The organism is Gordonibacter sp. Marseille-P4307 (genome assembly GCF_900604965.1).
Taxonomy (GTDB): Bacteria; Actinomycetota; Coriobacteriia; order Coriobacteriales; family Eggerthellaceae; genus Berryella.
The window spans coordinates 1,759,912-1,786,530 of record NZ_UWPD01000001.1; the positions used below are offsets into that span (position 1 = coordinate 1,759,912).

Sequence of the window (26,619 nt, forward strand, 5' to 3'; positions counted from 1 at the left end):
CCGTCTCTACAGGATGGGCAGGAGCTTATCGAGCTCCCACCGGGATACGTGCTTCTGATACTCTTCCCATTCCTCGGTCTTGGCCCTGATCAGATAGGAATGGAGGTAATCACCCAAAACCGAGCGCATAAGTTCGGAGGATTCGAACCGCTCGATGGCCTCTCCCAGGTTCAAGGGCAGGGGATGAAGCCCTCTGCCTTCCAGATGCCAGCGAGAATGCTCGAACAGATTGGTTTCCTCGATGGGGTCGGGAATATCGAGCTTTTGCTCGATTCCCGCCAGCCCGGCGGCGAGCATCGCGGAAAACGCCAGGTAGGGATTGGCCGCCGCATCAGGGCTGCGCAGCTCGACACGGCATGCCTCGGCCCGGTTCGGCCGATAGCCCGGAATGCGGATGAGCGTGGAGCGGTTCTTGTGGCCCCAGGACAGGTACGCCGGGGCCTCGGCCCCTGCGGCAAGCCGCTTGTAGGAGTTGACGTACTGATTGGTGAGCAGCGAGAACTCCGGTGCGTACTTCAACAGGCCCGCGATATAGTGCTTCGCGGTCATCGACAGGTTGTAGCCCAGGGGATCCCCCTGGTCGAAGAAGGCGTTATGGCCATCGGACGAGAAGAGGCTCTGATGGACGTGCATGCCGCTTCCCGGCTCGCCCTCGAGGGGCTTGGGCATGAACGAGGCGTACACGCCGTACTTGCGCGCGATCTCCTTGACCACCTGCTTATAGGTCATTACCGCGTCCGCCATGGACAGCGCATCGGTGTAGCGCAGATCGATCTCGTTTTGCGAGGGGCCGTTCTCGTGATGGGAGTACTCGACGGGAATTCCCATGCCCTCGAGCGTGAGAACCGTGTCGCGCCTCAGGTCGGTGCCCGAATCGAGCGTGGTGAGGTCGAAATAGCCGCCGCGATCGAGCACTTTGGTGCCCTCGGCGCTTTCGAAATAGTAGTATTCCAGCTCGGGGCCCACATTGAACGTGAAGCCGGCGTCGGCCGCCTTCTGCACCATGCGCTGCAGAACGAGACGCGGATCTCCCTCGAATTCGCGCCCGTCGGGGCGCCTGACCGAGCAGAACATACGGGCGACGGCGTTGGAGGAGGGACGCCAGGGAAGTATCTGGAACGTCGAGGCGTCCGGATAGGCTAGCATATCGGATTCCTGCGTCACGCCGAAACCGGCTATGCAGCTTCCGTCGAAACCCATGCCCTCGGAAAACGCCTCTTCCAGCTCGGACGGACTGACCGCGAACGACTTCATGTTTCCCAGAACGTCGGTGAACCAGAAGCGCACGAAATGGATATCTCGGCTTTCTATGGTCTTCATCACGAAGTCCTGCTGGGGGGTCATCGACATGTCTGGTCCTCGATCCTTTGGAAAAACCGGGCGAAACGCGGGCGATACGACTCGTCTTTTTTTACTACAAACGATTATAAAACGTCGGCAGCCCGCAGAGCCTCCATCACAGGTCTTTCAGAACAGCAGTTAGCGATTATATCAATACATAACTGTGAACTGGTGCTTTACGAACCTTTCTCCCCCATTCGACGCATAGGGGCAACCTTGCAAAGAGCACATGATGGCCCCATAATCAACGGACTGCCTTCATGGACAACGCAAACACGCCCTCAGGAGCGACACACCTCATGATATCGATACGCAACCTCTCCAAAATCTACGGGAGCGCCGAAGGGGGCCACAAGGCCCTCGACGACGTGACCCTTCATATCGATCGCGGCGATATATTCGGCATACTGGGCTCGTCAGGGGCCGGTAAGTCGACCCTGGTCCGCTGCATGAACCTGCTCGAACGCCCCACAAGCGGCACCGTCTCGATCAACGGGACGGACGTGACGAACTGCACGGGGCGCGACCTAGCGCGACTGCGCGGTTCGGTGGGCATGATCTTCCAGAACTTCAGCCTGTTTCAGCAGCGCACGGTTTTGAGGAACGTGACGTTTCCGCTCGAGCTGGTCGGCACGGCCAAAGCCGAGCGAGAGCAACGTGCGCTGGAACTTCTGGACATCGTCGGGCTGTCGGGGTTGGAGGCGCGCTATCCCAGCCAGCTCTCCGGCGGTCAGCAGCAGCGCGTCGCCATCGCGCGCGCTTTGGCCAACCGCGCGCAAATCATGCTCTGCGACGAGGCCACCAGCGCTCTGGACACCAAAACCACCGTCTCCATCCTCGAGCTTCTGAGAAAGATCAACCGCGAAATGGGAGTCACCATCGTGATCATCACCCACGCGCTCACCGTCGCCGAATCGGTATGCAACCGCATCGCCGTGATCGACGGCGGAAGCATCGTAGAGCAGGGCACGACCCAAGACCTGTTCGCCCATCCGCAAAGCCGGGCCCTGCGCGATCTGATCGAAAACAGCCGTCAGGTGCACGGCCGCGTTTCCCTCGCATTCGAACAGGAGGGCTGTTAGATGGAATTCTTCTCCGACTTCCCGAGCGCCTGGGAGTCACTTACCTCCCAGGCTTCGGTCTTCTTGGGCAAATACGGGTCCCTTCTCGCCCAGGGAACGATCGAGTCCATCGTCATGACCGGCGTCGCCACCCTCATCGCCTATGCGATCGGCCTGATCGTGGGCGTCGCCTTGGTTATCACGGCTCCCGGAGGGCTGAAGGAGAACCGCATCGTTTACACGATCCTCGGATGGATCGTCAACCTGGTCCGCTCGGTTCCCTTCATCATCTTGCTGGTGGCCATCATCCCCCTCACACGCCTGATCGTGGGCACGTCCCTGGGGGTTCCGGGCGCCATCGTCCCGCTCACCATCACAGCCGCGCCCTTCGTGGCCCGCGTGGTCGAACAGAGCCTCACCGAAGTGGAAAACGGGCTTATCGAAGCAGCTCAGAGCTTCGGGGCAAGCGCGTTTGCGATCGTTACCAAGGTCTTGCTGCGCGAAAGCGTCCCTTCCCTCGTGAGAGGCGCATCGCTCACCTTCGTCACGCTGTTCGGCTTCGCCGCCATGGCCGGCGCCGTCGGGGCGGGCGGCTTGGGAGATATCGCGATCCGCTACGGGTACCAGCGGTATCAGACCGACGTCATGCTTGCCGCCGTCGTACTCTGCGTGATCGTCGTGCAGCTGTTTCAGATGCTGGGCGACTTCACGGCGCGCAGGATAGATCACCGCAACTAGCGCCTTTGCTATAATCTCCCGCATGAATACAGAAACAAGCCGCGTCAACGACGCGCCCACCACCCGCACCAAGCGCGTCGCGGTCGTCACCATGGGGGTTAAGCTGGGCGACGAGACGCGCGGCTATACGCGCTTCAAAGCGATCGCGGAGATGCTTTCCGACGCGGGGTTCGAGGTCGACCTCGTCACCTCGTCGTTCCAGCACTGGGACAAAGCGCAAAGGGACACGTCGAGGCCCTGCTACGCGAACCTTCCCTACCGCGTGGTCTTCATCGAAGAGCCCGGATATGCGAAGAACCTCGACATCAAGCGCATCCTCAGCCACCGCGTCGCCGCGCGTAACCTCCGTGCGCACTTCGATCGGAAATTCGCAGCAGAAGGCGGATACGACCTCGTGTACGCCGAGATTCCGCCCAACGACGTCGCCCTCGTATGCGCGCAGGCCGCCCATGACAACGGCGTGCCCTTCGTCGCCGATATCAACGACCTGTGGCCCGAAGCCATGAGGATGGTGCTCGACGTCCCCCTTCTCAGCGATGCGGTGTTCTATCCCTTCGCGCGCGACGCGAAGAAAACCTACCGGCTGCTGTCCGCCGCCGTCGGCACGTCCGACGAATACGCCGCGCGTCCGAGGGCCGACCGCGAAACCGACTATCCGAAGCTCACCGTCTATGTGGGCAACCGTATCGACGAATTCGACCGCGGAGCCCGCGCGCGAGGCGGCGAGGTAGTCAAACCCGCAGGCGAGATATGGGTGACCTACGCGGGCACCCTGGGCGCCAGCTACGACATCGCTACGCTGGTGAAGGCAGCCGCGATCTGCGCAACCGACGAACGCACGCCCGAAACCTCCGATAACCGAACGCTGCGTGTGAAGATATTGGGAGACGGACCCGACCGACAAGACCTCGAACAGCTCGCACGGCAGCTGTCGGCACCCGTCGACTTCGTGGGATACGCGCCCTACGACCTCATGGCCGCGTACCTCTGCGCATCCGATATCGTCGTGAACTCCCTCATAACGTCGGCTCCGCAAAGCATCGTCACGAAGATCGGCGACTACCTCGCTTCGAAAAGCGCGCTTATCAACACCGGATCGAGCCCCGAGATGCGCGCGCTGGTGGAAACCGAAGGCGTCGGCGTGAACGTCGAGGCGGAAAACCCCGCTGCCCTCGCCCGCGTCATGACCGAGCTCGCACGCAACGATCAGGCTCGGCGCGATATGGGCGAGAAGGGGCGCGCGGTGGCGCTGGCGCGCTTCGATCAGGCCACGGCGTATCGGGCAATCGTGGACATGGTACGCAATCTGTGCCGCTAGCCGGCGCGAACCCTATACTGGGTAGGCTCATTGATGGCGAAACGAACCCCAAGCGGAAGGAGGGCGCTTTGAGCGACCAGCGCGTCATCCCGTTCTCTCCGCCCGATATCACCGAGGCGGAAATCGACGGCGTAGTGGAAGTGCTTAGAAGCGGCTGGATCACCACCGGCCCGAAAACCAAGGAATTCGAACGGCGCATCGCGGCGCTTTGCCGCACCCCGCGCGCAGCCGCTTTGAGCTCGGCGACCGCCGCTTTGGAATGCGCGCTGCGCGTGCTGGGCGTAGGCCCCGGCGACGAGGTTATCACCAGCGCTTACACCTACACCGCCTCGGCCTCGTGCATCTGCCACGTGGGGGCGACGCCCGTTCTGTGCGATGTGGCGCCGAACAGCTTCGAGGTGGACCTCGGGCGACTGGCCTCCCTCGTCACCGACCGCACCAAGGCCATCATCCCCGTCGATCTGGCGGGCATCATGGCCGACCACGAAAGCCTGCGCGCGCTTGCCGAAAGCGCGTCGGGCGGTTTCCATGCGGAAAACGACGTTCAAGAACGCCTTGGGCGCATCGCCGTCATCGCCGACGGAGCCCACTCCCTCGGGGCTGCCCGCCATGGTTTGGCCTCGGGAGAAGCAGCCGACTTCACCGCCGTTTCGTTCCACGCCGTCAAAAACCTGACGACCGCCGAGGGAGGCGCGCTGGTCTGGCGCGGCGGGGTCTTCGATGACGACGAGATATACCGGCGCCTCATGCTGTGGTCCCTGCACGGCCAAACCAAAGACGCCCTTGCTAAAACGAAAGCCGGCGCCTGGGAATACGACATCGCGTTTCCCGGCTGGAAATGCAACATGAACGAGCTTTCGGCCGCGCTCGGGCTTGCCCAGGAGAAACGCTACCCGACCCTGCTGGCCCGCCGCCGCGCGCTCGTTTCACGCTACGAAGCGAACCTGGAGGGCTGCGGCGTCGAATTGATAGGCCACTACGCCGAACACGACGGGGATCCGACCCCCGCACGCATCCTCTCCGACGAGGAAGCGCAGGCCGCCCGCACGCGCGAGGCGGCATCGCGCGACGGGCACGCCTCAAGCGGACATCTCATGATCGCGCGGCTGACAGGGCGCTCGATGGCGTTTCGCAACCGGACGATCGAGGCGCTTGCAGAGCAGGGCATCGCCGCGAACGTCCATTACAAGCCCCTGCCACTTCTGAGCGCATACCGAAACCTCGGGTTCGACATCGCCGACTTCCCCAACGCCTACGCCCAGTTCGAAAACGAGATCACCCTGCCTTTGCACACCCTGCTGTCCGACGGCGACGTCGATTACGTATGCGACCGACTCGTAGGGACCATCGAGTCGCTCGAGGGTTCGGGGCTGCGATGAGCTTTTACCAACCCTACGGAAAGCGCCTGTGCGATCTGGCGATCTCGATTGTCGCCCTACCCGTGGTTGCCGTGATCGTCGGCGTGCTCGGTATCGCCATCAAGCTCGAAGACCGCGGACCTGCCTTCTACAACGCGCCGCGCGTGGGTCGGGGCGGGCGGGCGTTCACCATGTACAAACTGCGCTCCATGAAAGTGAACGCCCCCGACTTGGTGATGGAGGACGGTTCGACCTACAACGGGGCCGACGACCCGCGCATGACGCGCGTGGGCGCCTTCATGCGAAAAACAAGCCTTGACGAGTTCCCTCAGTTCATCAACGTTTTGATCGGCAACATGAGCGTCGTGGGGCCCCGCCCCGACCTGCAGAGGGAAACCGACCTCTACCGTGGCGACGAGCACCGCAAACTGGAAGTGAAGCCCGGCATCACCGGATACGCTGCCGTATTCGGACGCAATTCGCTCCCCTGGCGCGCGCGACTGAAGCTCGACGTCGAGTACGTCGATCGCGTCAGCTTCCCCCTCGACCTCAAGATCTTCCTCATGACGTTTTCCGCCGTCTTCAAGCAGGAGGGCATCTACGTGGAAGGCGACAGCTCCGACTAAAGGGCGATACGGCGTTTTTTATGTTATCTATCCCCCATATGCGCAGTTCGTTTAAAGTATAGAGGCTTGCGTTTCCCTTCGGGAGACGCCGCGCCCGAACCCGGGCTATCTCGGTAACACGCGCATATGAAGCCGCATCGGAACCGATGCTCACTGGAGGAAGTCTTCGCATGAATATTTTCGTAGCAAGCTGGTTTTTCCCGCCGTCGGTATCGAGCGAGGGCATCGTCACCTACAAGCTGTTCAAAAACTCGGCGCACCACTACGACGTCTGCTCGTCCCAGAGCACCCTTTGGAGCTACAACCAGGTACTTCCCATCGAAGCCGACAACATCGCGTCGTTTCCCGTCGACACCGACGACTTCGGGACGTGGATCGATGCGGCGGTCGAGCTGTTCGAGCAACGGCATGCAGAATCGCCCTACGATGCGATCATGACCCGCTCGATGCCGCCCGAAAGCGTAGAGGTGGCCAAACGCATCAGGGAACAGCACCCCGACATACCCTGGATCGCCTCGCTGGCGGATCCCATCGCGAAATCCCCCTACCACATCAAGGGGTGGGTGCTCGAGAACCCCGCGCTCAGCAAGCAAGATAAGGCCGACTTCCAGGTGGCCCTCAAGGCCGGATGCGCCGCCTGGAAGGATCATGAGTCCGAAGGCGTCCGTACCATGTGCGAGCTGAAAGACATAGAAGACTACGCCATCCACCATGCCGATGCGCTCATCTTCCCTCACGAAACGCTCGAGCACTTCGTGCTGGGAACGAGGCGACGCAAGAACAACCTCGTCGTTCCCCACTCGTTCGACACCTCGCTGTACCCGCAGCCAAACAGGAAAAACGACGGCGTCGTCGAGCTGGCCTTCCTAGGGCACTCCGATCACGTGCGCTCCCTCGAGCCTCTGGTGCGCGCCATGCAGCGACTGAAAACGTTGGACGCCGCCGCATTGGAAAAACTGCGCCTGCGCTTCATCGGCAACGTAACCGAGGAAGTGCGCAGCCTGGTGTACAACTACGACCTTTACGACTGCATCCGCATCGAAGAGAGCGTCGATTACCGAACCAGCCTGCGCATCATGGGCGAGGTCGACTGGCTTTTGCACATCGATGCGCACTTCGACATCCTGGAAGAGACGGGCGGCTCCATCTATTTCGCCGGCAAAATCGCCGACTACCTGGGAACCGACACCCCCATCTTCGCCGTCACGGGAAAGCACACGCCCGCCTACGAGATCGTTCGCCACGCCGGCGGTCTCTGCTACACCCAAGACGATATCTCGGGCATAGCGGCCGCCCTTAGCGACATCGCGCAGGGCCGTGTCGAAGCGTCCGTAGACCGCGCCTGGCGAGACCGCTACGACGCGCGCACCGTCGCCGCCGAATACGACCGCGCTCTCGAGCGCGTCGTCTCGAAGAAACCCGAGCCCTTCGAGCGCACATGGTGGCCCGAGGTGAAAGATGCCGGCAAGCGCACCGACAAGCTTCTGACGATCTGCGTACCCGCCTACAACGTCGAGAGCTTCCTCGACCGTTGCCTGCATTCGTTCGTGTCTTGCCCCGCCGCCGATATGCTGGACGTGATCGTGGTCAACGATGGCTCGCCCGACAACGGCCGCGCCATCGCCGAAGCGTACAGCAAGCGCTATCCCGCCATCGTCTCGCTGATCGACAAGGAAAACGGCGGGCACGGCTCGACCATCAACGCCGCCCTCGAAAAGGCCCGTGGGCTGTACTTCCGCGTCGTGGACGGAGACGACTGGATCGACGGGAAGAACCTTGCCGCCATGCTGTCGAAAGTCGAGGAACTGGGAGAGTACGCCGATCTCGTTTCCACGAACTACCACCAGGTGTACGGAGAAGATGGCCACACCGTGCCCTGGATGAAGGTAAGCGGCGTCGAGAACTACCGCATCTTCGATTTCGCCTCGTCGGACTTCACTATGGAGTACTTCACGATGGCCTCGACCATGGTGAAGACCGAGATACTGCGCAAGGCGAACTTCAAAATCCAGGAAAAGACGTTCTATGTGGACGTGGAGTACATCCTGTTCCCCATTCCCTTCGTCGAAACCGTCATGTTCACGCCCGAATTCGTATACCGCTACGCCGTGGGCAACGCCGACCAGAGCATTAACCGCGACGTGTTCACCGCACGCTACGATCACCACGACCGCGTCATCCGCCGCATGCTGGCCTACTACCGCAGCCATAAAGCCGCGATGTCGCAGGGCCAGCGTGCCTACACCGAATCGCTCTTCGTCCGTCACCTGCTGAACAGCCACTACACGCTCAGCCTCATCTGGGACACCGACAAGGAGCGCGGCTGCGCACGGGCGCGCGACTTCGACGCGTTCCTCAAGCAGACCGACCCCGAACTGTACGGCCGCGTCGGGTCGAAGTTCCTCACCGTAAGGGCGCTGCGCAAGTGCGACTTCAATCCGCGCAGCGCGAGCCTCTACACCGACCTGGGGGAAGATTCGCTGCTCAATTCGCTGCGCCGCGCCGCGCGCGCGATTGCGGCTACCCCCGCCGGCGAGAAGATCGCCTACAACCCCGTGACGGCCGCCATCTCGAACCGATTCTTCCGTAAGTAAATAGGCTTCGCCAAACCGACGCCCCGCACAAACCGTCGGCGCCGTTGTTGGTACACTGTTCCCGACGTTCGGGACCCGATAGAAGGATTCGCATGCAGGCTATCGAACAGAACCAGATGAAGAAGAACCTCTTTATCCTGCGCACGCTCGTCACCAAGGACTTCAAGCTGAAGTACCGCCGCAGCGTCTTGGGCGTGCTTTGGAGCGTCTTGAACCCGCTGCTGATGATGGTCGTCCTCTCGGCGGTGTTCTCGTTCATGTTCCGCTTCACCATCGAGAACTTCCCGCTGTACCTCATATTGGGAACGATCCTGTTCAACCTCATGGCCGACTCGACCAACGCGGCCATGCACTCCATCACCGGAGCCGCGCCGCTCATCAAGAAGATCCGCATCGAAAAGCTGATCTTCCCGCTTGAGTCGGTGGTGTTCCAGATCGTGAACTTCGTCATCTCGCTTGCGGCGGTCGTCTTGGTGATGCTGTACTTCAGCATCACCCCCACCGTCAACCTCCTTGCGCTGCCGCTGCTCATCTTCTACGTCTTGGTGTTCTCGCTGGGACTGGGCATGCTCCTGGCCGCTCTGGCCGTGTTCTTCCGCGACGTGATGCACCTCTGGGGCGTCGTCATCACCGCCTGGACCTACGCCACGCCGCTGTTCTATCCGGTGGATATGCTGGACGGATGGATGAAGACGGTCATGTCGTTCAACCCCATGTACCACTACGTCACCTACTTCCGAAGCATCGTGATGTGGGACACCATGCCCGACCTCGTCGAGAACCTCGTATGCCTCGGCATCGCGCTGATCACCTTCCTTGTCGGCTTCATCGTGTTCCGCAAGTCCGAAAACAAGTTCATTCTGTATATCTAAGGATCCCCTATGGCACTGGATTTCAAGCGCGACGGCGCGTCCATCGGCAGCGAAGCCGAACCCATGATCGTGGTCGACCACGTCGATATGGTGTTCAATATCGCCAACGAACAGCTGAACAGCTTGAAGGAGTACTTCATCAAGGCCATGAAGCACGAGCTGTTCTTCCGCGAGTTCAAAGCGCTCCAAGACATCTCGGTCACGGTGAAGCGCGGCGACGTGTACGGCATCGTGGGAACCAACGGATCGGGCAAATCCACCCTGCTGAAGATCGTGGCGGGCGTACTCGAACCGACACGGGGAACCTGCACCATCAACGGCACCATCGCGCCGCTCATCGAGCTGGGCGCCGGGTTCGACCCCGAGCTGACCGCGCGCGAGAACGTATACCTGAACGGATCGCTGCTCGGATACAGCAAGCAGTTCGTCGACGAGCAGTTCGATGCGATCATCGATTTCGCCGAGATCCGCGATTTCGTGGATATGCCCCTGAAGAACTATTCTTCGGGCATGACCGCCCGCATCGCCTTCGCCATCGCCACCGCCACGGTTCCCGATATCCTCGTCGTTGACGAAGCGCTGTCGGTCGGCGACTTCCTGTTCCAGGAGAAGTGCGAGCGGCGCATCAACGAGCTGGTCAACGATCACGGAACCACGCTCCTGTTCGTTTCGCACAGCATCGACCAGGTCGAGCGCGTGTGCCAGAAGGCGCTTTGGATCGAGAAGGGCGTCATGCGCATGAACGGCGACGTCAAAGAGGTGTGCGAGGCATACCGCGGTCTCCAGCAATAGCCATGGCCACCCTCGATACCTCTGCGGGCAGCGACGTTTCCGCACCTCTTTTCAGCCTGGTTATGCCCACTTACGGCGTGCGCGATCACATCGCCGCAGCCGTGGGGGACGTGCTGGGACAGACGTGCGCCAACTGGGAGCTCATCATCGTCGACGATTGCACACCCGACGACTCCATCGAGCAAGCCCGCCACGCAGCTTCGGGAGACGGACGCGTCCGCTTCCTAACCCATAAGCGGAACCTGGGAATCTCGGGTGCGCGCAACACCGGCATCGAGGCGGCTCGGGGAGCCTATATCTTCTTTCCCGATCCTGACGATCGCTTCGAGGCCACCATGCTCGAACATATCGAAGCCGCCCTCGAGCAATACGGAAACCCCGACGTCGTCGTGTTCGGCCATAAGCAGCGCTACTTCGATGAGCAGGGATCGTTTCTCTACGAGAACGAGATGGTCCCCGAGCCCGGGTTCTGGGTGGGAAACGCCTTGCCGCATCGCCTGATCGGCCTCGAAGAAGGCACGCATCTGGGATACGCCTGGAACAAGGCCTACCGCAAAGAGCTGATCGACCGTCTTGGGCTCCGGTTCGAGTTCGATGCCCCCCTTATCGAGGACTTCCTGTTCGCAGCCGCCTTTTTTCGCCATGCGCAGTCGCTCGCCTGCATCGATAGCGCCGACTACCTCTACGCGAAACGCGTGGGAAGCAACCTCACCAACGAATTCATCCCCAACTACTACGAACTGCACCGCCGACGCATCGCGGTGATGCGCGACCTGCTGTGCGACCGAGGCGCCCTCGACAAGGACGCGCGCGCGACGCTGGGGGCGCTCTTCGCCCGCTACATCCTCTCCTCGCTCGAACGCGTTTTCGACCTGCAGGCGCACCTGAACGCGCGAGAGCGGCGCGCCTGGTGCGAATCGGTGTTTGCCGATCGACTCTTCGATGAGCTCGTCACGAACGGTCGGGCGCGAAGTAGCCGCAGCCTGGCAGTATGCCTCGCCGTACTGAAGACGCGCAACGCTCGTGCGGCGCTTGCCTTGGGAAAGGCCATCCACCTGATTCGCAACCGCTCGACCGCCCTCTACTCGAAAGCGAAGTCCGGCCGATGAACAAGGTTCTCACCATCGCCATACCCAGCTACAACGTCCAGCAGTACCTGCGCGCCAGCCTGGACAGCTACTGCTGCGAACCCGTAGACGAGCGGCTCGAAATCCTCATCGTCGATGACGGCTCGTCGGATGCCACCGCCGAGATCGCCCTCGAATACGTGCAGAAATTCCCCGGTCTGTTCAGCCTCATATCGAAGGACAACGGAGGGCACGGATCGGCAGTCAACACCGGCATCGATTTCGCCACCGGGCGCTACTTCCGCGTAATCGACGGGGACGACCGCATCTGCTCGGCCAATATCTCGGCGCTGCTCGATAAGCTGGAAGCCTGCGCCGACGACTTGGTGATCGACGTCAAACGCGAGGTTACGTTCGGGACGGGGGAATCTCGGCGGTTCGACCTGCCCGCCAACCTACCGCTCGATGAAAGCATCCCTTTCAAAGACGTCTGCCTGCGCAACGACATCGAGTCGAGCTTCCAGATACACACCCTCTCGATGCGCACCGACTTTCTGCGAGAGCGGCGCGTGAAGCTGCTCGAGCACACGTTCTACGTCGACTACGAGCTGGTTGTGAAGGTAAGCGCGTGGGCCGACACCGTGCGCTTCCTCGACCTTGAGGTATGCAACTACTATGTGGGAAACATCGCCCAAAGCGTAAGTCCCACCAACTACGTGAAACGCTGGGACGACCACGAACGGGTGTGCCGCGAGCTGCTTGCATTCGCAACGGAAAGCGCGCTTGACGACACCCGGAAGCGCTTCGTCGAGGAACGCGTCGATCTGCTGGTGAACACCCATTACAACATCGCGCTCATCTTCGATGAAGACCGCCGGCGCGGCCTTATGCGGGCGCGCTGGTTCAGAGACTTCCTCATCAGCGATTACCCGGCCTTCGAAAAGCGGTCGAGAACGCGCTACTATCAGGCGCGTATCCTGCACCACCTCGGATTCGACGCGAAAAAACTCGATCGCCTTATGGGCCGCCCAACGCCGTAGGAGCATCGAACACCCGCATAAGCACCTGAAGCTACGTATCGGAACGCTTCTGGCCGCACTGGGCGCCCATGCGCGCTATCCGCGATGCTTCAGGCGCTTCATCACCAGACCGAAACCGCCCATCTCCCAATAGCGCGCAAGCGAGGCTATGCCCGTCTGCTTGCCCTGCGTGATCGTCGCCCACGTATGGAAGTCCGACGCGCTTTTCAGGATATGGCGCAAATCAGCCTCGCTCCAAGGCTGGAACAGGTCGAAGTCGATCGTGCCGGCGGCCTCGGCCGCCTTGAAGTCCGCCTCGAAACGCTCGATGAACTGCGACCGCAGGTCCACATCGAGGCGCCAGTAATTCCAAATGTAGCTGTCGAACTTCAAGCGCGTCTCGATCGTGTGCAGCGCGCTTTTGTCGGGATGGGCCTCAAGGAAGCGCTCGATCTCGTCGAACTCGTCGCACACGCAGAACACCTTGCCGGGAGCATGAATGGACGACGCTTCGTTGTCCTGGCGATAGTGGACGAACGCATCGCTTAACAGGCCCACCTTCGACGCGCAGGCCCACACCTTGAAGGTGAACGAAAGATCCTGGTAGCTTGCGCCCGGCGTCTCCAAGAACCTGATGTCGTGTTCCCGCAGGAAATCGCGGCGGTACAGAGCCGACCAGATGGAGGGCATGTACCAAAACAGCTCCGGATACGACGCGGGATCGACCACCGCAGGCATCCGAGCTCCGATCAGCTCGTTTTTCCGATTGCGGGGCTCTTTGGTGCTCCAGTAGAAGAAGAAGTTGGCCTTCACCGCATCGGCGCCGATCTCTTCGGCTGCCGCATACAGGCGCTCGAACGTCTCGAGCTCGCAGAAGTCGTCCGATTCAAGGATTCCCACGTACGTCCCGCGCGCAGCGTCCAAGCCGCGGTTCATCGACGCCCCGTAACCGGAGTTCTCCTTCTCGATAACCCTGAATCGCGCATCCTCGGCGCAGAAGCGGTCGATGATGGCTGCCGTGGAATCGGTGGATCCGTCGTTGATGCAGATCACCTCGATATCCTGAAGCGTCTGAGCTTTCAGCGACCCCAGGCATTGCTCGAGGTACTTCTCGACGTTGTAGCACGGGACCAGGATCGAAACCTTCGGCGCTCTCGATTGCTGTTCGCTCATACCCTAACCTTTCACCAGGCGCCTCACGCGCCATACAACCGCCGAAACCAAACGGCGGGCGACGTTCATAACCTTCAAATAACCGCAGGTCGCTGCAGGATGCGCCCCACGCACCAACCAGCGGTACGCTCCTTGTTCGGGATTCGTCCGCGCCTGTCCCATCGAAAACAGTTCGGGCAAATCACCCGCAGGCGGCGGATAGTCCTTCGCGTAAGCGCGCGCCCAGCGCCGCGTTGCGGCACGCCTCGCCGCAGACGGGGACGCCATCAACAGGATGCGGTAGAAGAACTCGCGGAAAAACGCATAGTCGTGGATCTGACGCTGATGCATGAGGGCGTATTCCACGAAGTACCAGGCGTAGTTTCTCCACACCTCGTCCCCTACGCCGGCCTCCGCGTAGCAACGTTGGGCGAATGCCTGCATGAACAGGAAATCCTCCTTGTGCCTGCGGGATCCCCCCTCGTTTTGGGTAATGGACCCCGCCACATCGCGGCGATAGTAGTACAGATGGTCGGACAGAAGCGCGATGCGCTGGGCCCGCACCAGGGATTCGACGCAAAACGACACATCCTCGTAGATGCGGCCCTCGATGTAGCGAAACCCGCCCTCTTCGATGAAATCGCGCCTGAACAGACGGTCCCATACACCGATGAAGCGCGCCATCTCGGGTGTGGCGGCCAGGTCGAATACCGAACCGTTCAAACGCTCGTACAGCGCCTGATCGCGATACGTGCCGGTATCGCCCGTCTCATCGAAATACAGCCAGTAGTCGAAGACGACGATCTGGGCATGCGCCTCATCGGCCTTCGACACCGTCTTCTCCAGCATCGTAGGGGCCAGATAGTCGTCGCTATCCAGAAAAGCGACGTATTCCCCCCGAGCATGCCGCAAACCGGTATTGCGCGCAGCAGACAGACCGGCGTTGTCCTGCGAGACGACTACGATGCGCTGGTCGCGCGCGCGGTACCGCTCGAGGATCGACGACGACGAATCGGTCGAGCCGTCGTTCACGCACACGACCTCGAAATCGGGAAACGTCTGGGCCAGTACGCTATCAAGGCACTCCTCCAAGAAGCGCTCGACATTGTACACGGGGACGATCACGGAAACACGCGGTTGCATACCCTGCCTTTCACAATGGCCTCGGCGAAACTCCGCCCGGCCCATCTCTTACGAAGCGAGCGATCGAATGAGCTCGATCTCGCGGTCGACCGTCATCGCTCGACGGCACGTCTCGTACACGCGCTCGCGACACGCCCGCGAGCACGCCGCGAAATGCCCTTCATCTCGATGCAGCCGCTCGATCGCATCGGCGTACCGCACGGGATCTTCCACGTCGCACAGCAGCCCCCGATCGACGGGAAGGAAGTTGCGCGCTGCGGGGATATCCGAGCTCACCACCGCCAAGCCGGACATAGCCGCCTCCCCCATCGCCACACCCTGGGAATCGAAGCGCGTTGGGAACAGGGCGATGTCGTGTTCCGAAAACGTTTCGGCCAACTCCGCGCGCGAAAGGAACCTGCGATGCAGCCTCACGTTCGCGAAGCCTTCGATAGGCTCGGTCAGCTTGGAGAACAGCGGTCCTGCACCGTAAACATCGAACTCCAGATCCTCGAACACCGAGCGCTTGCTGAGCTCGACGATAACCTGGGCCACGATATCGAGCGCATAGGATGCCACGTCTTCGAACTTGCGCACGCACACGATGCGGCGCGCCCTTCCAGCCACACGCTCCCGGTACGCGAACACCCGCTCGTCTACCAGATTCGGGATGACGTGGGCGCGGTTGAACGGAAAGCCCACCAGCTCTTCGCTGCGCGCCTTCAGCGCGTCGGAAACGAACACCCACGTCACGTCGTCGTTTCGGTTGTAACGAGCTAGAATTTCGTCCCGCTTGGAAAACTCGCGACGCATCTCGTCGGAAAGCTCGGCGACGGGCTGAAAATACCGCGCCGTGAACAGGGGCCAGTCCCAGTAGCGGGTTTCGGGGTTGTGCGACCACAGAATAAGCGGGGTGCCCGCAGGTAAAAAGCGATCGAGCACCGAAGCGAAAGAAGGGTCGAAGAAATGCAGCGCAACCGCATCGAAGCGCATGCGCTCCAAAACAAGTCCGAGTCCGCGCATGTCCGTTCGGACCACCCGCACGCCGTCGATCTCGTACAGCGAGAACCCCGCATGGTTCGCCGCGACGATCACCTCGCATTTCAGCCCCGCCTCGATATAGGCCCGCACCCGCGCATGAACGAACGCGCACGGGTAAAGGCTCTCGGACGAGGGGTACGACGGAACAACCACCGCAATGCGCCCGCTCAGACGGTTGCACACGCTTTCCAGGATGGAACCGCGATCCGATACCCCCCCTGCAACGATCGAGGATACCCTCATCTCGGATGCGGGCGGGACCTTCGCCAAAAGGGCGCAGGGCCGCTCGTCGCTAATCTCGAAATAGGCGGTTGCGGACAGCGGCGCCTGGCCCAGAATGCGGTTGAATCTATCGACCACGTAGACGACGCCCGCAACGCCCCGGCTCAGCTCGCCCTCAACCTCGAGACGGCCTTGGGAGCCGATAGGAAGATCGTCCAACCGAAGGCGGAAGAACGCCTCTTCTCCCGTTGGGTTGACGAAGCGCACGCCCGCACCACTCACTTGGCAGATCGTGTTCGCGCGCTCTCGCTCCCAAAGCCCGTATGCCAGATTAACGCCCGTCATTGCCACCGAACCACGCAGCGTACTTCGCCAGAGCGGACTTCACCGTATCCTGCATGTCGTAGTAGCGGTACTCGCCCAAACGACCCCCGAAACGCACGTTTTCCTCGCTTTCGGCCAGCTCGCGATAGCGCTCGAACCGAGCACGGTTCTGAGCGTCTTCCATCGGGTAGAACGGCTCGACGCCCACGATCCATTCCTGCGGGTACTCGCGCGAGATCACGGTGATCGGCTGCGTGCCGAACTCGAAATGCTTGTGCTCGATGATGCGGGTGTAGGGAGTTTCGCGATCGTTGAAGTTCATCACGGCAACGCCCTGGTAGTTCTCGGTGTCCAGGCGTTCGTGCTCGAAGCGCAGGCTGCGGTACTCAAGCGGTCCGAAGCGGTAATCGAAGTACGAGTCGAGCGTGCCCGTATACACCACCTGAGACGCAAGCGCATCGAGCGCACCCTTGTCTGCAAGATAGTCGGTGGACAGACGTACCTCGCACCCCTCGAGCATCTTTTCGAGCACCGCGGTGTAACCGCCAATGGGAATGCCCTGGTAACGATCGTTGAAGTAGTTGTTGTCGTAGATCATGCGCAGGGGGATGCGACGCATGATGGAGGCGGGCAGCTCGGTGCAGGGCTTGCCCCATTGCTTTTCGGTGTAGCCCTTCACCAGCTTCTCGTACACATCGCGGCCCACCATGGACAGCACGTGCTCTTCGAGATTGCGGGGGTTTTCGCAGGGGATGCGCTGCTCTTCTATCTTGGCGCGCGCCTCGTCGGGAGTAACGACCCCCCACAGCGCATGGAAGGTGTTCATGTTGAAGGGCATGTTGTACAGCTCGCCCTTGAAGTTGGCCACCGGAGAGTTGACGAAGTTGTTGAACTCGCAGAACCGCTGAACGTATTCCCAGATGGATGTATCGTTGGTTCGGAAGATATGGGCGCCGTAGCGGTGCACGTGGATACCGTCCACCTCTTCGGTGTAGCAGTTTCCCCCGATATGATCGCGCTTCTCGACGACCAGCACCGATTTTCCCTCGGCGCGCGCTTCGTGCGCGATGATCGAACCGAACAGCCCGCTTCCCACTACCAGCAAGTCGTACAAGCCCATCGAGTCCCTTTCCGTGTTTTCACCTGGAGTTCAAAGCATACCAGATTCGAGAATGGCCCCTTTACATGACACCAAAATCCTGTATCTGCATTGCTTCTATTGTTCTGGCTGGTAAGCTTGATGAGTTGGCCACCTACCGTAGAATCTTGCCCACAGCAAGGCGAACAAAGGAGCAGCTACGTGAAAGCCCTCGTTGTTTTCGGAACCCGCCCCGAAGCCATCAAGATGTGCCCGCTTGTGCTCACCCTGAAGGCCGATCCCGCAATCGAGGTGAAAGTCTGCGTCACCGGACAGCACCGAGAGATGCTCGACCAGGTGCTTGCCATCTTCGATATCGAGCCCGACTTCGATCTGAACATCATGAAGCCCGGACAGACCCTCGAGGGGATCACCACGGCCGTCATGGAAAAGATCGGGGCCGTCATCGACGACGTGGCCCCCGACATCGTGCTTGTTCACGGCGACACCACCACCAGCATGGCCGCCGCACTCGGATCGTTCTACCGCAAGGTTCCCGTGGGACATGTGGAGGCCGGGCTGCGCACATACGACCGCTACTCCCCCTTCCCCGAAGAGATGAATCGCAAGCTGATCTCGGCTCTGGCCACCTACCACTTCGCACCGACGCAAACCAATCTCGATGCGCTGGCCGCCGAGGGCGTAACCGGGCACGTCTACATCACGGGAAACACCGTTATCGACGCGTTCCAATACACCACCCGCGACGGCTACCGGTTCACCAACGCCGACCTCGCCCGGCACGACTTCTCGAAACCGACCGTGCTTATGACGGCTCATCGCCGCGAGAACCTGGGAAAACCGCTTGAAAACATCTGCGACGCCGTGCTCGAGCTGTGCGCCGCGCATCCCGATACCTCGTTCGTCTACCCTGTGCACCTGAACCCCGCCGTGCGCGAGACAGTGTTCGGCAGACTTGAGGGACACCCCCAGATCACGCTTACCGATCCGGTTGACGTCGAGGACATGCACAACGCCATGTCCCGCTCGATCATGGTGATGACCGACTCGGGCGGACTTCAGGAAGAGGCACCTCATCTGGGAAAACCCGTTGCCGTTCTCCGCACCGAAACCGAGCGGCCCGAAGCTGTGGCCGCCGGCACCGCCGTGGTCGCCGGCGTTGAGAAGGACGAGGTGTTCGACACGGTGCACCGCATCCTGGCCGACGCGGAAACGTACCGGGCCATGGCCAACGCCGCGAACCCCTACGGAGACGGGCATGCATCCGAGCGAATCCGAGATATCCTGAAAGCGAACTTCTCCTAAAAGCGAGCCCATCGACTTTCGCCGGCTCTTCGCAGGATGATCGCCTGCGCAAACCCCCTGCAAGTTTCGCCTGCAACGCAAAGGCGGCCCCCGTACGGGGGCCGCCTTCCGACAAGCTGTGTTCGATCGATGCTAGGAAAGAAGATCGAGCAGAACCTGCTTGGGCTGTGCGCCGATCGCCTGCTTCTTGAGGTTGCCCCCTTCAAACGAAATGAAGGTGGGAATGCTCATGACGCCGTAGCGCTGGGCAATGTCGGGGTTCTGGTCGATGTCGATCTTGTAGACGGCAACCTCGCCCGCCTTCTCGGCAGCGATCTCGTCAACGGTAGGCGCCATCATCTTGCAAGGACCGCACCAGGTAGCATAGAAGTCAACCAGAACGGGGGTCGTTGCATCCAGAACCTTCTCCTGGAAATTCGCGGAATTGATCACTTCGCTCATCGGAGCCTCCTTTTGTTCCCTATCTACATGACAGGCGTTTAAATTGCTTACAATCTTAATGCATTTTCAACGCATGCGCGCCCTCGTTCTCAACCGTTACCTTCCGTATACGGACGAATGGGAACCGGGCGCGCAGACCCGATCCGCCTTCCTCATTCGTATCGAACGCTGGGCGATTCAGCGAACGCAAGCCCTTCGGAGGGGCACTATACTGGTGGGACAATGCGCCGTCCAAGGAGTTCCCATGAACCTGAACAAGCCGAACAGCAAGCTTCCCGTTCCCGCATACGAAGGCCGCAAGGTCACGCCAGTCGACCTCGTCTTGGAGGGAGGCGCCATGCGCGGACAGTTCACCGCCGGCGTATGCGATGCGTTCATGGAACACGGGCTTTTCTGCGACCGCGTCATCGGCGTTTCCGCCGGAGCCCTTTGCGGATGGTACTACGCTGCCGGCTATCACGGACAGGCCGCATACCTCAACGTCAAATACTGCCAGGATTGGCGCTACCTCTCGCTTAAAAGCTACGCGCTCACCGGAAACGCCTGCGGTCGGACGTTCATGTTCGGGGAAATTCCCGAACGGCTCGAGCCGATCTCGTCCGATCTGTTCGACCGCTCCCCCGTTACGTTCATCAGCGTGGCCTCCGACCTCGAGACGGGCGAAGCCGACTACCACGAGCACCGATCGACCTCGGAGGGCCGCCCCTACCTTATCGCCTCGTCGTCTATCCCCTTGGTCAGCCAGATAGTAGAGGTGGATGGCAAGAAGCTGTTGGACGGGGGAACCTGCGACAGCGTACCCATCCTGTACTCTGCCCTCACGCGACCCGAGGCCAAGCGCATCGTGGTATGCACCCACGACCGCTCCTACGTTCGCGAACCCGACAAGCTGCACACCTTAGAGCGCCAGGTTTACAAGGACTTCCCCTACTACCTCGAGCGCCTGGAATACCGCCACATCGAATACAACCGCACCTATCGCGCACTCGCACGCCTCGATGAACGGGGAGAAGCGGTTGTCATTTGGCCCGAAAAGCCGGTGACGGTCTCGAACATGGAGAAAGACCCCGACGCGCTGGTCAACCTGTACCTACAGGGTTACGAAACCGCCCTGCGCCTTTGGCCCCGCATCGCGGCCTACCTTGGATTCGATGCCGCTTAACCTCTCTAAACACGTAAAAGGAGGCCCGCAAGGTTGCGGGCCTCCTTCCGTATCCACCTAGCAGGAATGCGCAGTTTAAACCATCGCGTCCTCAAGCACGTCGCACAGCCTCTGAACATCCCACGTGCCCAGATCGCCCTCGAAGCGCTCGCGCACCGAAACCGTGCCCGCCTCGATCTCCTTGTCGCCCAGAACCACCATGTAGGGAACCTTCTCGGCCTGAGCCTTCGCGATCTTCACGCGCATCGGCTCATTTTGGCTGTACACCTCCACGCGACCGCCCGCACGCGTAAGGCGCTTGGCCAGTTGGTCGGCGGCCTCCTTGTGACGATCGGCGATGGGCAGCACAACCACCTGCACGGGCGCCAGCCACAGCGGCAGCGCGCCGGCATAGTGCTCGATGAGGATGCCGAGGAAGCGCTCGATCGAGCCGAACAGCGCACGATGCAGCATGAAGGGACGCGCCTCGCCGTTATCGGCCGTGCGATACGAGATATCGAACCGTTCCGGCAGGTTGAAATCGACCTGAACCGTCGAGCACTGCCACATGCGGCCGATGGCGTCTTTCACCTTGATGTCGATCTTCGGGCCGTAGAAGGCGCCGTCGCCCTCGTTCAGCTCGTATTTCAGCCCGCGCACCTCGCAAGCCTTCTTCAGCGAGCTTTCGGCATGCTCCCACATGGCATCGGATCCGATGGACTTCTCGGGGCGCGTGGAGATCTCGGCCTCGTATTCGAATCCGAATTCGCCCATAATGGCATCCGCCAAATCGAGGATCTCAACCACTTCGTCAACCACCTGGTCCTCGCGGCAGAACACGTGGGCATCGTCCTGCGTGAAACCGCGGGCGCGCATAAGGCCGTGCACCGCGCCGCTCATCTCGTGCCGATACACCGTACCGAACTCGAAGAAGCGAACGGGCAGGTCCTTATAGGAATGGATGGAGTTGCCGAACAGCATCACGTGACCCGGGCAGTTCATGGGCTTCACGCCGTATTCGGAGAAACGGGGCTGCTCATCGGTTCCCTCGTTGATGTTGAAGAAGTACATGTTGTCGTGGTAGAAATCGTAGTGCCCCGACGTCTTCCATACGTCCGACTTGTAAACATGCGGCGTGATAACCTCTTCGTACCCGCGACGATACAGCTCTTTGCGCAGCCATTCCTGCAGCGTGCGGATAACCCGTGCGCCATTGGGAAGATAGAGCGGAAGGCCCACGCCCGCCATGTCGCTCATCATGTAGAAATCAAGGTCGCGACCCAGCTTGCGATGGTCGCGCCTTTCCGCTTCCTCGAGGTTCGAAAGATAGGTGTCCAGATCGCGCTGCTTGAAGAACGCGGTTCCGTAAATACGCTGAAGCTGCTCGCGCTCGGCGTCTCCGCGCCAGTACGCACCGGCGATCTTGGTCAGCTTGAACGCGGCGACCTTCGACGTGTCGGGCACATGGGGGCCGCGGCACAGATCGCGGAACGATCCGATGCCGTACGTGGTTATAACCTCGTCGGAAGGAAGCTCGTTGATAAGCTCGACCTTGAACGGCTGGTCGGCGAACAGATCCAAAGCCTCTGCCTGGGACACTTCCCTGCGCTCGAAAGGCTCGGCCGCAGCGACGATCTCGGCCATGCGGGACTCGATCGCGGCGAAGTCGTCTGAGGACAGCGTACGGTCGAGCTGAATGTCGTAGTAGAACCCGTTTTCGATGGCCGGGCCGACACCGAACTTCACATCGCCGTACAGATCGACCAGCGCGGCCGCCATAACATGGGCCGTCGAATGGCGCAAAAGATCGAGCGCGCCCTCGCTTTTATCGGTGACGATGGAAACCAGATCTCCGTCAGACACGTGGAAGGACGCATCGACGGGCTTCCCGTTGACTACGCCGCCCAACGCGGCTTTCGCCAGTCCAGCCCCGATGGAGGCGGCAACATCGGCAACCGTCGATCCGTCTTCGAGCTCTTTTCGGGCTCCGTCGGGAAGGGTGATGAACATAGGTGATCCTCTCTTTCTGCCGGGTGCGTACAGAGCACCTGCTTCCTGCCGGGCGCGTACAGAGCGCCTGCAGTCTTTCATATACAACAAAACCGCCCCGAAACGAGGCGGTTCATGCTGACAGCGTACGTGCGCCCGCTATGCCTCGTCCGGCATGGCCGGCTTGCGGCCGGCGGGGGCGGTAGTTCGGTTCTGACCCGCGCGCGCAACGACCGGAGTTGCGCAGTACGGGCACACCGTCCAACGCGGATCGAGCGCATGATGGCACGTGGGGCACAGGTTCTTCAGCTGGGTATGGCAGTTGGGGCACAAAACGTAATCGGCCTCGACCGGATACCCGCAATGAGCGCATTCGCCGTACTTCATGAGCTCGCGCTGCTTGAGCGCCACCTCGAGCTCTTGCTCGTCCCGATCGATCAGCAGCAGAGGCGGCCTCAAGAGACAGTACGCGATAACGCCTAGCAGGGGAACGAGGGCGACGACGGCCCAGATGTACCAATGCCCTCCGCGCAGGTACGCGTCGCGTGCGACCCATACGATGGAAAGGACGTACAGGATGACCAGGAACACGACCGCCAGCGTGAACGCCGTCTGAACCTCAGGCGTCCATAGCTGAGCCAGAATATCACCCATACGCTTCTCGTTTCCTCTCATACGATGTGCAGACGGCCCGCATGCGCAAGCGGGGACGATTATACCAAAAGGACGTTACCGCCCCACCGCAAGCACACAGCTCGCACACGTGCGCGCAGGTCGCACTCCCCACTCGCTATAAAAGCGCGTCAGCCCATGCGTCCTCGCGGAAGCCCACGAGCACGAAATCGGGCCCAACGACGATCGGCCGCTTCACCAGCATGCCGTTTTCGGCAAGCAGCTCGTAGGCCTCCCGATCGGATACGCCCGCGTCGAGAACCGCTTTGATGTTGCGCTCTCGGTAGAGCATGCCGCTGGTGTTGAAGAACCGGCGCACGGCAAGCCCGCTGCGTTCGTGCCAGGCGGCCAGCTCGTCTGCGGTCGGGTTGTCCTCGACGATATGGCGGTCGGTATAGGAAACCCCATGTTCGTCAAGCCATTTCTTCGCCTTCTTGCACGTCGTGCATTTGGGGTATTCCACAAACAGAACGTCGGCCATGATTCTCCACCTCTCCTAAGCCCGCCGCAGCGCCAAACGGCGCGCAAGCGGGCCGATTGCAACCGTTACGCCAGTTCGGCGAGCTGAGCATCGATGCGGGCGATCCGGTCGAGCGCATCGGCGTGCTTCGCCCGATCCTTCTCGATGATCTCGGCGGCCGCCTTTGCGAGGTAACCCTCGTTCGACAGCTTCTTGCCCAGCTTATCGGCATCCTTCTCCAGCTTGCCGCGCTCTTTTTCAAGACGGACGCGCTCTGCCTCGAAGTCCACCAAACCGGCCAGGGCCACGTACACCTCGATACCGCTGCCCAGAACGGCCGCCGCCTGTGCGGGTTTCTGCGCATCGGTGGAAATAACCAGGTCGGAGGCGTTGGCCATCGCCGAGATGAGGGCGGACTGCGCGGAAAGCAGCGAAGCGTCGGTATCGGACGCCTTCACGGCAAGCGCCAGAGGTTCCTTCGGCGAGATGCCGTAGCGGGCGCGCGTCGAGCGCACCCCCGTGACCACCTCGCACACCATATCGATCGCGCGCTCGGCCTCATCATCGACGAAGCGGGACAGCGCGGAGGCGGAGGGCCATGCGGCGCCGATCAGGTACGGGGACTCCGAACGATCGAAGGGAAGCTCTTGGTAGATATCCTCGGTCACGAAGGGCATAACCGGATGCAGCAGGCGAATTGCCTGGTCGAGCACGAACATGAGGTTGCGCTGACATGCCAGGCGATCGGCTGGATCGGCCGATTCGTCCAGGCGGCTCTTGGAGAATTCAATGTACCAGTCGCAATACTCGTTCCAGAAAAACGCGTACAGCTCGCGCGCGATGTCGCCGAATTCGAATTCGCCGAACAGGCCGTCAAGGCGCTCCACCAGCTTGGCAAGGCGGCTGAAGATCCACTTGTCGGCAGGGGTGGTGGGCTCGGGATCACCGGGGACGTATCCGTCGAGGTGCATTCCGACGAAGCGGGCGGCATTGCGCACCTTGTTGGCGAAATTGCGGCTACTCTCCAGCTTCGATTCGTTGAAGCGGAGGTCTTGCCCGCCCGTAACCTGCATCAGCAAGCCGAAACGCATGCCATCGGCACCGTAGTCTTCCATAAGGCGCAAAGGGTCCACCCCGTTGCCGCGCGATTTGCTCATGGGCTTGCCGTCGGCCCCCATCACCGTGGGGTGGATGATGACGTGCTCGAAGGGAATCTGCCCGGTGCAGTACGTGGAAGCCATCACCATGCGGGCCACCCACAAACCCATGATGTCGCGCGCCGTCGAGAGCACCTGGGTGGGATACACCTCTTTCAGCTCGACGGACTCCGTGCCGTCGATTGTCCACCCCAACGTGGCGAAGGGCCACAGCTGGGACGAAAACCAGGTATCGAGCACATCCTCGTCCTGACGGACGGGCGCTCCGCACTTCGGGCACACCTCGACCTCGGCAACCGACGCATCCTCCCAGCCGCACTGGTCGCAGTAGAACACCGGGATGCGGTGACCCCACCACAACTGGCGCGAAATGCACCAGTCTTTGAGGTTTTCGAGCCAATCGAGGTAGACGCGCTTCCAGCGGGCGGGATGGAAGCGGATCGAGCCGTCCTCCACCACGCGCGCAGCCTCTTCCTTCAGGCGATCGACCGCGACGAACCACTGCTCGGACTCCCAAGGCTCGAGCTTGGTGTGGCAGCGATAGCAGGTCATGACCGAATGGGGGTGATCCTCCACCTTCTCGAGCAGCCCGAGCGCGTCGAAGTCGGCGACGATCGCCTCGCGCGCCTCGTCGCGGCTCATTCCCGAGAAACGGCCGTAGCCCTCGACCACATGCGCGGTCTCGTCGAACACGTTGATGCGCGGCAACCCGTTGCGCTCGCCCATCGCCCAGTCGTTGGGATCGTGCGACGGCGTCACCTTCACGAAGCCCGTGCCGAACGACGCGTCCACGTGGTAATCGGCGAAGATGGGAATCTCGCGATCGACCAGCGGGAGCTTCACCATCTTCCCCACCAGGGACTTCTTGGACTCGTCAGAGGGGCTTACCGCCACGCCGGTGTCGCCCAGCATGGTTTCGGGACGCGTGGTGGCCACCACGATATGATCCATGCCGTCAACCGGCTCGGACAGCGGATAGCGCAGATACCACAAGCAACCCGCCTCGTCCACGTACTCCGCCTCGTCGTCGGCGATGGCAGTGGTGCAATGGGGGCACCAGTTCACGATGCGCTTGCCGCGGTAGATGATGCCGTCGTGGTACCAGTCGACGAACAGTTTGCGCACCGCATCCACGTAGTCGGGATCCAGCGTGAAGTGCTCGTCGTCGTAATCGACCGAGCATCCCATGCCCTTGATCTGGTTGACGATGGTGCTTCCGTACTGGGCTCGCCACTTCCAGCATTCGTCGATGAACGCCTCGCGTCCGATCTGAAGACGAGAGACGCCCTCTTCGGCCAGCTTCTTGTCGACTTTGGTTTGGGTGGCGATACCGGCGTGGTCGGTTCCCAGAACCCAGCGGGTGCGGTAGCCCTGCATGCGGGCTCGACGGATGCAGGTATCCTGAATGGTGTCGTTCAGCGCGTGGCCCATATGGAGGAAGCCCGTGATGTTGGGCGGGGGGATGGTGATGGTGAAGGGATGCTGTGCGTAGTCGCCGCGGCCCTCGCTGCGCGAGAAGTACCCGGCTTCCTCCCACTGGTTGAACCGAACGCGCTCGCGGGCTGCGAAGTCGTCTTTCGGCTTGCCCTGATCCTGTGTTCCGTTAGAAGTCATTGAGAACCGCCTTTTTCAGAACGCTTTTCCTTCATCGATGCAAAGAAGCGGGCGCTGCAAAAAGCTCGGCGCCCGCTTCCCATGATACCCCATG

General features: G+C 61.2%; 22 protein-coding genes. 12 read left to right on the forward strand and 10 right to left on the reverse strand.

Features of this window, described 5'->3' with window-relative positions:
- Positions 1–6 precede the first annotated feature (6 nt).
- Entirely contained in the window at positions 7–1,350 is a 1,344-nt protein-coding gene (locus EIH26_RS08090) for a glutamine synthetase family protein (protein WP_124061682.1), read from the reverse strand.
- Between the two features lie 290 nt (positions 1,351–1,640).
- Here EIH26_RS08090 and EIH26_RS08095 point away from each other — a divergent pair, with 290 nt between their 5' ends.
- From EIH26_RS08095 to EIH26_RS08140, 10 genes are all read left to right on the forward strand, one after another.
- Positions 1,641–2,423: a methionine ABC transporter ATP-binding protein gene (locus EIH26_RS08095; protein ID WP_124061683.1), complete on the forward strand. Its 783-nt coding sequence runs from the start codon at positions 1,641–1,643 to the stop codon at positions 2,421–2,423.
- Positions 2,424–3,140: a methionine ABC transporter permease gene (locus EIH26_RS08100; RefSeq protein ID WP_124061684.1), complete on the forward strand. Its 717-nt coding sequence runs from the start codon at positions 2,424–2,426 to the stop codon at positions 3,138–3,140.
- Between the two features lie 22 nt (positions 3,141–3,162).
- Positions 3,163–4,458 (forward strand): glycosyltransferase family 4 protein, encoded by a 1,296-nt coding sequence (locus EIH26_RS08105; protein ID WP_241152816.1) that lies wholly within the window; start codon positions 3,163–3,165, stop codon positions 4,456–4,458.
- 68 nt (positions 4,459–4,526) lie between these two features.
- Positions 4,527–5,837: a DegT/DnrJ/EryC1/StrS aminotransferase family protein gene (locus tag EIH26_RS08110; RefSeq protein WP_124061685.1), complete on the forward strand. Its 1,311-nt coding sequence runs from the start codon at positions 4,527–4,529 to the stop codon at positions 5,835–5,837.
- The gene (locus EIH26_RS08115; protein ID WP_124061686.1) at positions 5,834–6,442 is read left to right on the forward strand and encodes a sugar transferase; all 609 of its coding nucleotides are present in this window, start codon (positions 5,834–5,836) and stop codon (positions 6,440–6,442) included. Before EIH26_RS08110 ends, EIH26_RS08115 begins: the two co-directional genes overlap by 4 nt.
- A gap of 170 nt (positions 6,443–6,612) precedes the next feature.
- Positions 6,613–9,036: a glycosyltransferase gene (locus EIH26_RS08120; RefSeq protein WP_164471037.1), complete on the forward strand. Its 2,424-nt coding sequence runs from the start codon at positions 6,613–6,615 to the stop codon at positions 9,034–9,036.
- 92 nt (positions 9,037–9,128) lie between these two features.
- On the forward strand, positions 9,129–9,908 hold the full coding sequence (locus EIH26_RS08125) for an ABC transporter permease (RefSeq protein ID WP_124061688.1): 780 nt from the start codon (positions 9,129–9,131) through the stop codon (positions 9,906–9,908).
- Positions 9,909–9,917: 9 nt separating this feature from the next.
- Positions 9,918–10,700 (forward strand): ABC transporter ATP-binding protein, encoded by a 783-nt coding sequence (locus tag EIH26_RS08130; protein ID WP_124061689.1) that lies wholly within the window; start codon positions 9,918–9,920, stop codon positions 10,698–10,700.
- A 2-nt stretch (positions 10,701–10,702) separates the two neighbouring features.
- A complete protein-coding gene (locus tag EIH26_RS08135; RefSeq protein ID WP_124061690.1) occupies positions 10,703–11,809 on the forward strand; it encodes a glycosyltransferase family 2 protein in 1,107 nt (368 codons plus the stop codon).
- Complete coding sequence (locus EIH26_RS08140; RefSeq protein ID WP_124061691.1) at positions 11,806–12,807, forward strand: glycosyltransferase family 2 protein; 1,002 nt, start codon at positions 11,806–11,808, stop codon at positions 12,805–12,807. The genes EIH26_RS08135 and EIH26_RS08140 overlap by 4 nt, the downstream gene beginning before the upstream one ends.
- A 75-nt stretch (positions 12,808–12,882) precedes the next feature.
- Here the strand turns inward: EIH26_RS08140 and EIH26_RS08145 are convergent, their stop codons facing one another.
- Genes EIH26_RS08145 through glf form a run of 4 tightly spaced genes read right to left on the reverse strand, consistent with a single transcriptional unit; the run spans position 12,883 to position 17,767 of the window.
- On the reverse strand, positions 12,883–13,959 hold the full coding sequence (locus EIH26_RS08145; RefSeq protein ID WP_124061692.1) for a glycosyltransferase family 2 protein: 1,077 nt from the start codon (positions 13,957–13,959) through the stop codon (positions 12,883–12,885).
- 3 nt (positions 13,960–13,962) lie between these two features.
- Complete coding sequence (locus EIH26_RS08150) at positions 13,963–15,081, reverse strand: glycosyltransferase (RefSeq protein ID WP_164471038.1); 1,119 nt, start codon at positions 15,079–15,081, stop codon at positions 13,963–13,965.
- Between the two features lie 48 nt (positions 15,082–15,129).
- Complete coding sequence (locus EIH26_RS08155; RefSeq protein WP_124061694.1) at positions 15,130–16,668, reverse strand: glycosyltransferase family 4 protein; 1,539 nt, start codon at positions 16,666–16,668, stop codon at positions 15,130–15,132.
- On the reverse strand, positions 16,655–17,767 hold the full coding sequence (glf, locus tag EIH26_RS08160) for a UDP-galactopyranose mutase (RefSeq protein WP_206424708.1): 1,113 nt from the start codon (positions 17,765–17,767) through the stop codon (positions 16,655–16,657). Before glf ends, EIH26_RS08155 begins: the two co-directional genes overlap by 14 nt.
- 180 nt (positions 17,768–17,947) lie before the next feature.
- On the opposite strand from glf, the gene wecB reads away from it, so the two are divergent.
- Complete coding sequence (gene wecB / locus EIH26_RS08165; RefSeq protein WP_255409489.1) at positions 17,948–19,051, forward strand: non-hydrolyzing UDP-N-acetylglucosamine 2-epimerase; 1,104 nt, start codon at positions 17,948–17,950, stop codon at positions 19,049–19,051.
- A 132-nt stretch (positions 19,052–19,183) separates the two neighbouring features.
- On the opposite strand, the gene trxA is transcribed toward wecB, so the two are convergent.
- Positions 19,184–19,492, reverse strand: coding sequence for a thioredoxin (trxA, locus tag EIH26_RS08170; protein WP_124061696.1), 309 nt, complete (start codon positions 19,490–19,492; stop codon positions 19,184–19,186).
- 244 nt (positions 19,493–19,736) lie between these two features.
- On the opposite strand from trxA, the gene EIH26_RS08175 reads away from it, so the two are divergent.
- Entirely contained in the window at positions 19,737–20,654 is a 918-nt protein-coding gene (locus EIH26_RS08175; protein ID WP_124061697.1) for a patatin family protein, read from the forward strand.
- Between the two features lie 75 nt (positions 20,655–20,729).
- Here EIH26_RS08175 and thrS read toward each other — a convergent pair whose 3' ends face one another.
- The 4 genes from thrS to EIH26_RS08195 form a co-directional block, all read right to left on the reverse strand.
- The gene (gene thrS, locus EIH26_RS08180; RefSeq protein ID WP_124061698.1) at positions 20,730–22,643 is read right to left on the reverse strand and encodes a threonine--tRNA ligase; all 1,914 of its coding nucleotides are present in this window, start codon (positions 22,641–22,643) and stop codon (positions 20,730–20,732) included.
- A 138-nt stretch (positions 22,644–22,781) separates the two neighbouring features.
- Positions 22,782–23,276, reverse strand: a complete 495-nt coding sequence (locus tag EIH26_RS08185; protein ID WP_124061699.1) for a zinc ribbon domain-containing protein — start codon at positions 23,274–23,276, stop codon at positions 22,782–22,784.
- A 136-nt stretch (positions 23,277–23,412) separates the two neighbouring features.
- The gene (locus EIH26_RS08190; protein WP_124061700.1) at positions 23,413–23,775 is read right to left on the reverse strand and encodes an arsenate reductase family protein; all 363 of its coding nucleotides are present in this window, start codon (positions 23,773–23,775) and stop codon (positions 23,413–23,415) included.
- Positions 23,776–23,840: 65 nt separating this feature from the next.
- Positions 23,841–26,525 (reverse strand): valine--tRNA ligase, encoded by a 2,685-nt coding sequence (locus tag EIH26_RS08195; protein WP_124061701.1) that lies wholly within the window; start codon positions 26,523–26,525, stop codon positions 23,841–23,843.
- Positions 26,526–26,619 lie beyond the last annotated feature (94 nt).

Coding starts and splice junctions, on each gene's coding strand:
- EIH26_RS08125 (WP_124061688.1), top strand. CDS start 9,129: ATGCAGGCTATCGAACAGAACCAGATGAAGAAGAACCTCTTTATCCTG.
- EIH26_RS08090 (WP_124061682.1), bottom strand. CDS start 1,350: ATGTCGATGACCCCCCAGCAGGACTTCGTGATGAAGACCATAGAAAGC.
- EIH26_RS08120 (WP_164471037.1), top strand. CDS start 6,613: ATGAATATTTTCGTAGCAAGCTGGTTTTTCCCGCCGTCGGTATCGAGC.
- trxA (WP_124061696.1), bottom strand. CDS start 19,492: ATGAGCGAAGTGATCAATTCCGCGAATTTCCAGGAGAAGGTTCTGGAT.
- EIH26_RS08145 (WP_124061692.1), bottom strand. CDS start 13,959: ATGAGCGAACAGCAATCGAGAGCGCCGAAGGTTTCGATCCTGGTCCCG.
- EIH26_RS08140 (WP_124061691.1), top strand. CDS start 11,806: ATGAACAAGGTTCTCACCATCGCCATACCCAGCTACAACGTCCAGCAG.
- EIH26_RS08155 (WP_124061694.1), bottom strand. CDS start 16,668: ATGACGGGCGTTAATCTGGCATACGGGCTTTGGGAGCGAGAGCGCGCG.
- EIH26_RS08115 (WP_124061686.1), top strand. CDS start 5,834: ATGAGCTTTTACCAACCCTACGGAAAGCGCCTGTGCGATCTGGCGATC.
- EIH26_RS08100 (WP_124061684.1), top strand. CDS start 2,424: ATGGAATTCTTCTCCGACTTCCCGAGCGCCTGGGAGTCACTTACCTCC.
- EIH26_RS08190 (WP_124061700.1), bottom strand. CDS start 23,775: ATGGCCGACGTTCTGTTTGTGGAATACCCCAAATGCACGACGTGCAAG.
- EIH26_RS08195 (WP_124061701.1), bottom strand. CDS start 26,525: ATGACTTCTAACGGAACACAGGATCAGGGCAAGCCGAAAGACGACTTC.
- EIH26_RS08135 (WP_124061690.1), top strand. CDS start 10,703: ATGGCCACCCTCGATACCTCTGCGGGCAGCGACGTTTCCGCACCTCTT.
- thrS (WP_124061698.1), bottom strand. CDS start 22,643: ATGTTCATCACCCTTCCCGACGGAGCCCGAAAAGAGCTCGAAGACGGA.
- EIH26_RS08185 (WP_124061699.1), bottom strand. CDS start 23,276: ATGGGTGATATTCTGGCTCAGCTATGGACGCCTGAGGTTCAGACGGCG.
- glf (WP_206424708.1), bottom strand. CDS start 17,767: ATGGGCTTGTACGACTTGCTGGTAGTGGGAAGCGGGCTGTTCGGTTCG.
- EIH26_RS08150 (WP_164471038.1), bottom strand. CDS start 15,081: ATGCAACCGCGTGTTTCCGTGATCGTCCCCGTGTACAATGTCGAGCGC.
- EIH26_RS08175 (WP_124061697.1), top strand. CDS start 19,737: ATGAACCTGAACAAGCCGAACAGCAAGCTTCCCGTTCCCGCATACGAA.
- EIH26_RS08095 (WP_124061683.1), top strand. CDS start 1,641: ATGATATCGATACGCAACCTCTCCAAAATCTACGGGAGCGCCGAAGGG.
- EIH26_RS08130 (WP_124061689.1), top strand. CDS start 9,918: ATGGCACTGGATTTCAAGCGCGACGGCGCGTCCATCGGCAGCGAAGCC.
- EIH26_RS08105 (WP_241152816.1), top strand. CDS start 3,163: ATGAATACAGAAACAAGCCGCGTCAACGACGCGCCCACCACCCGCACC.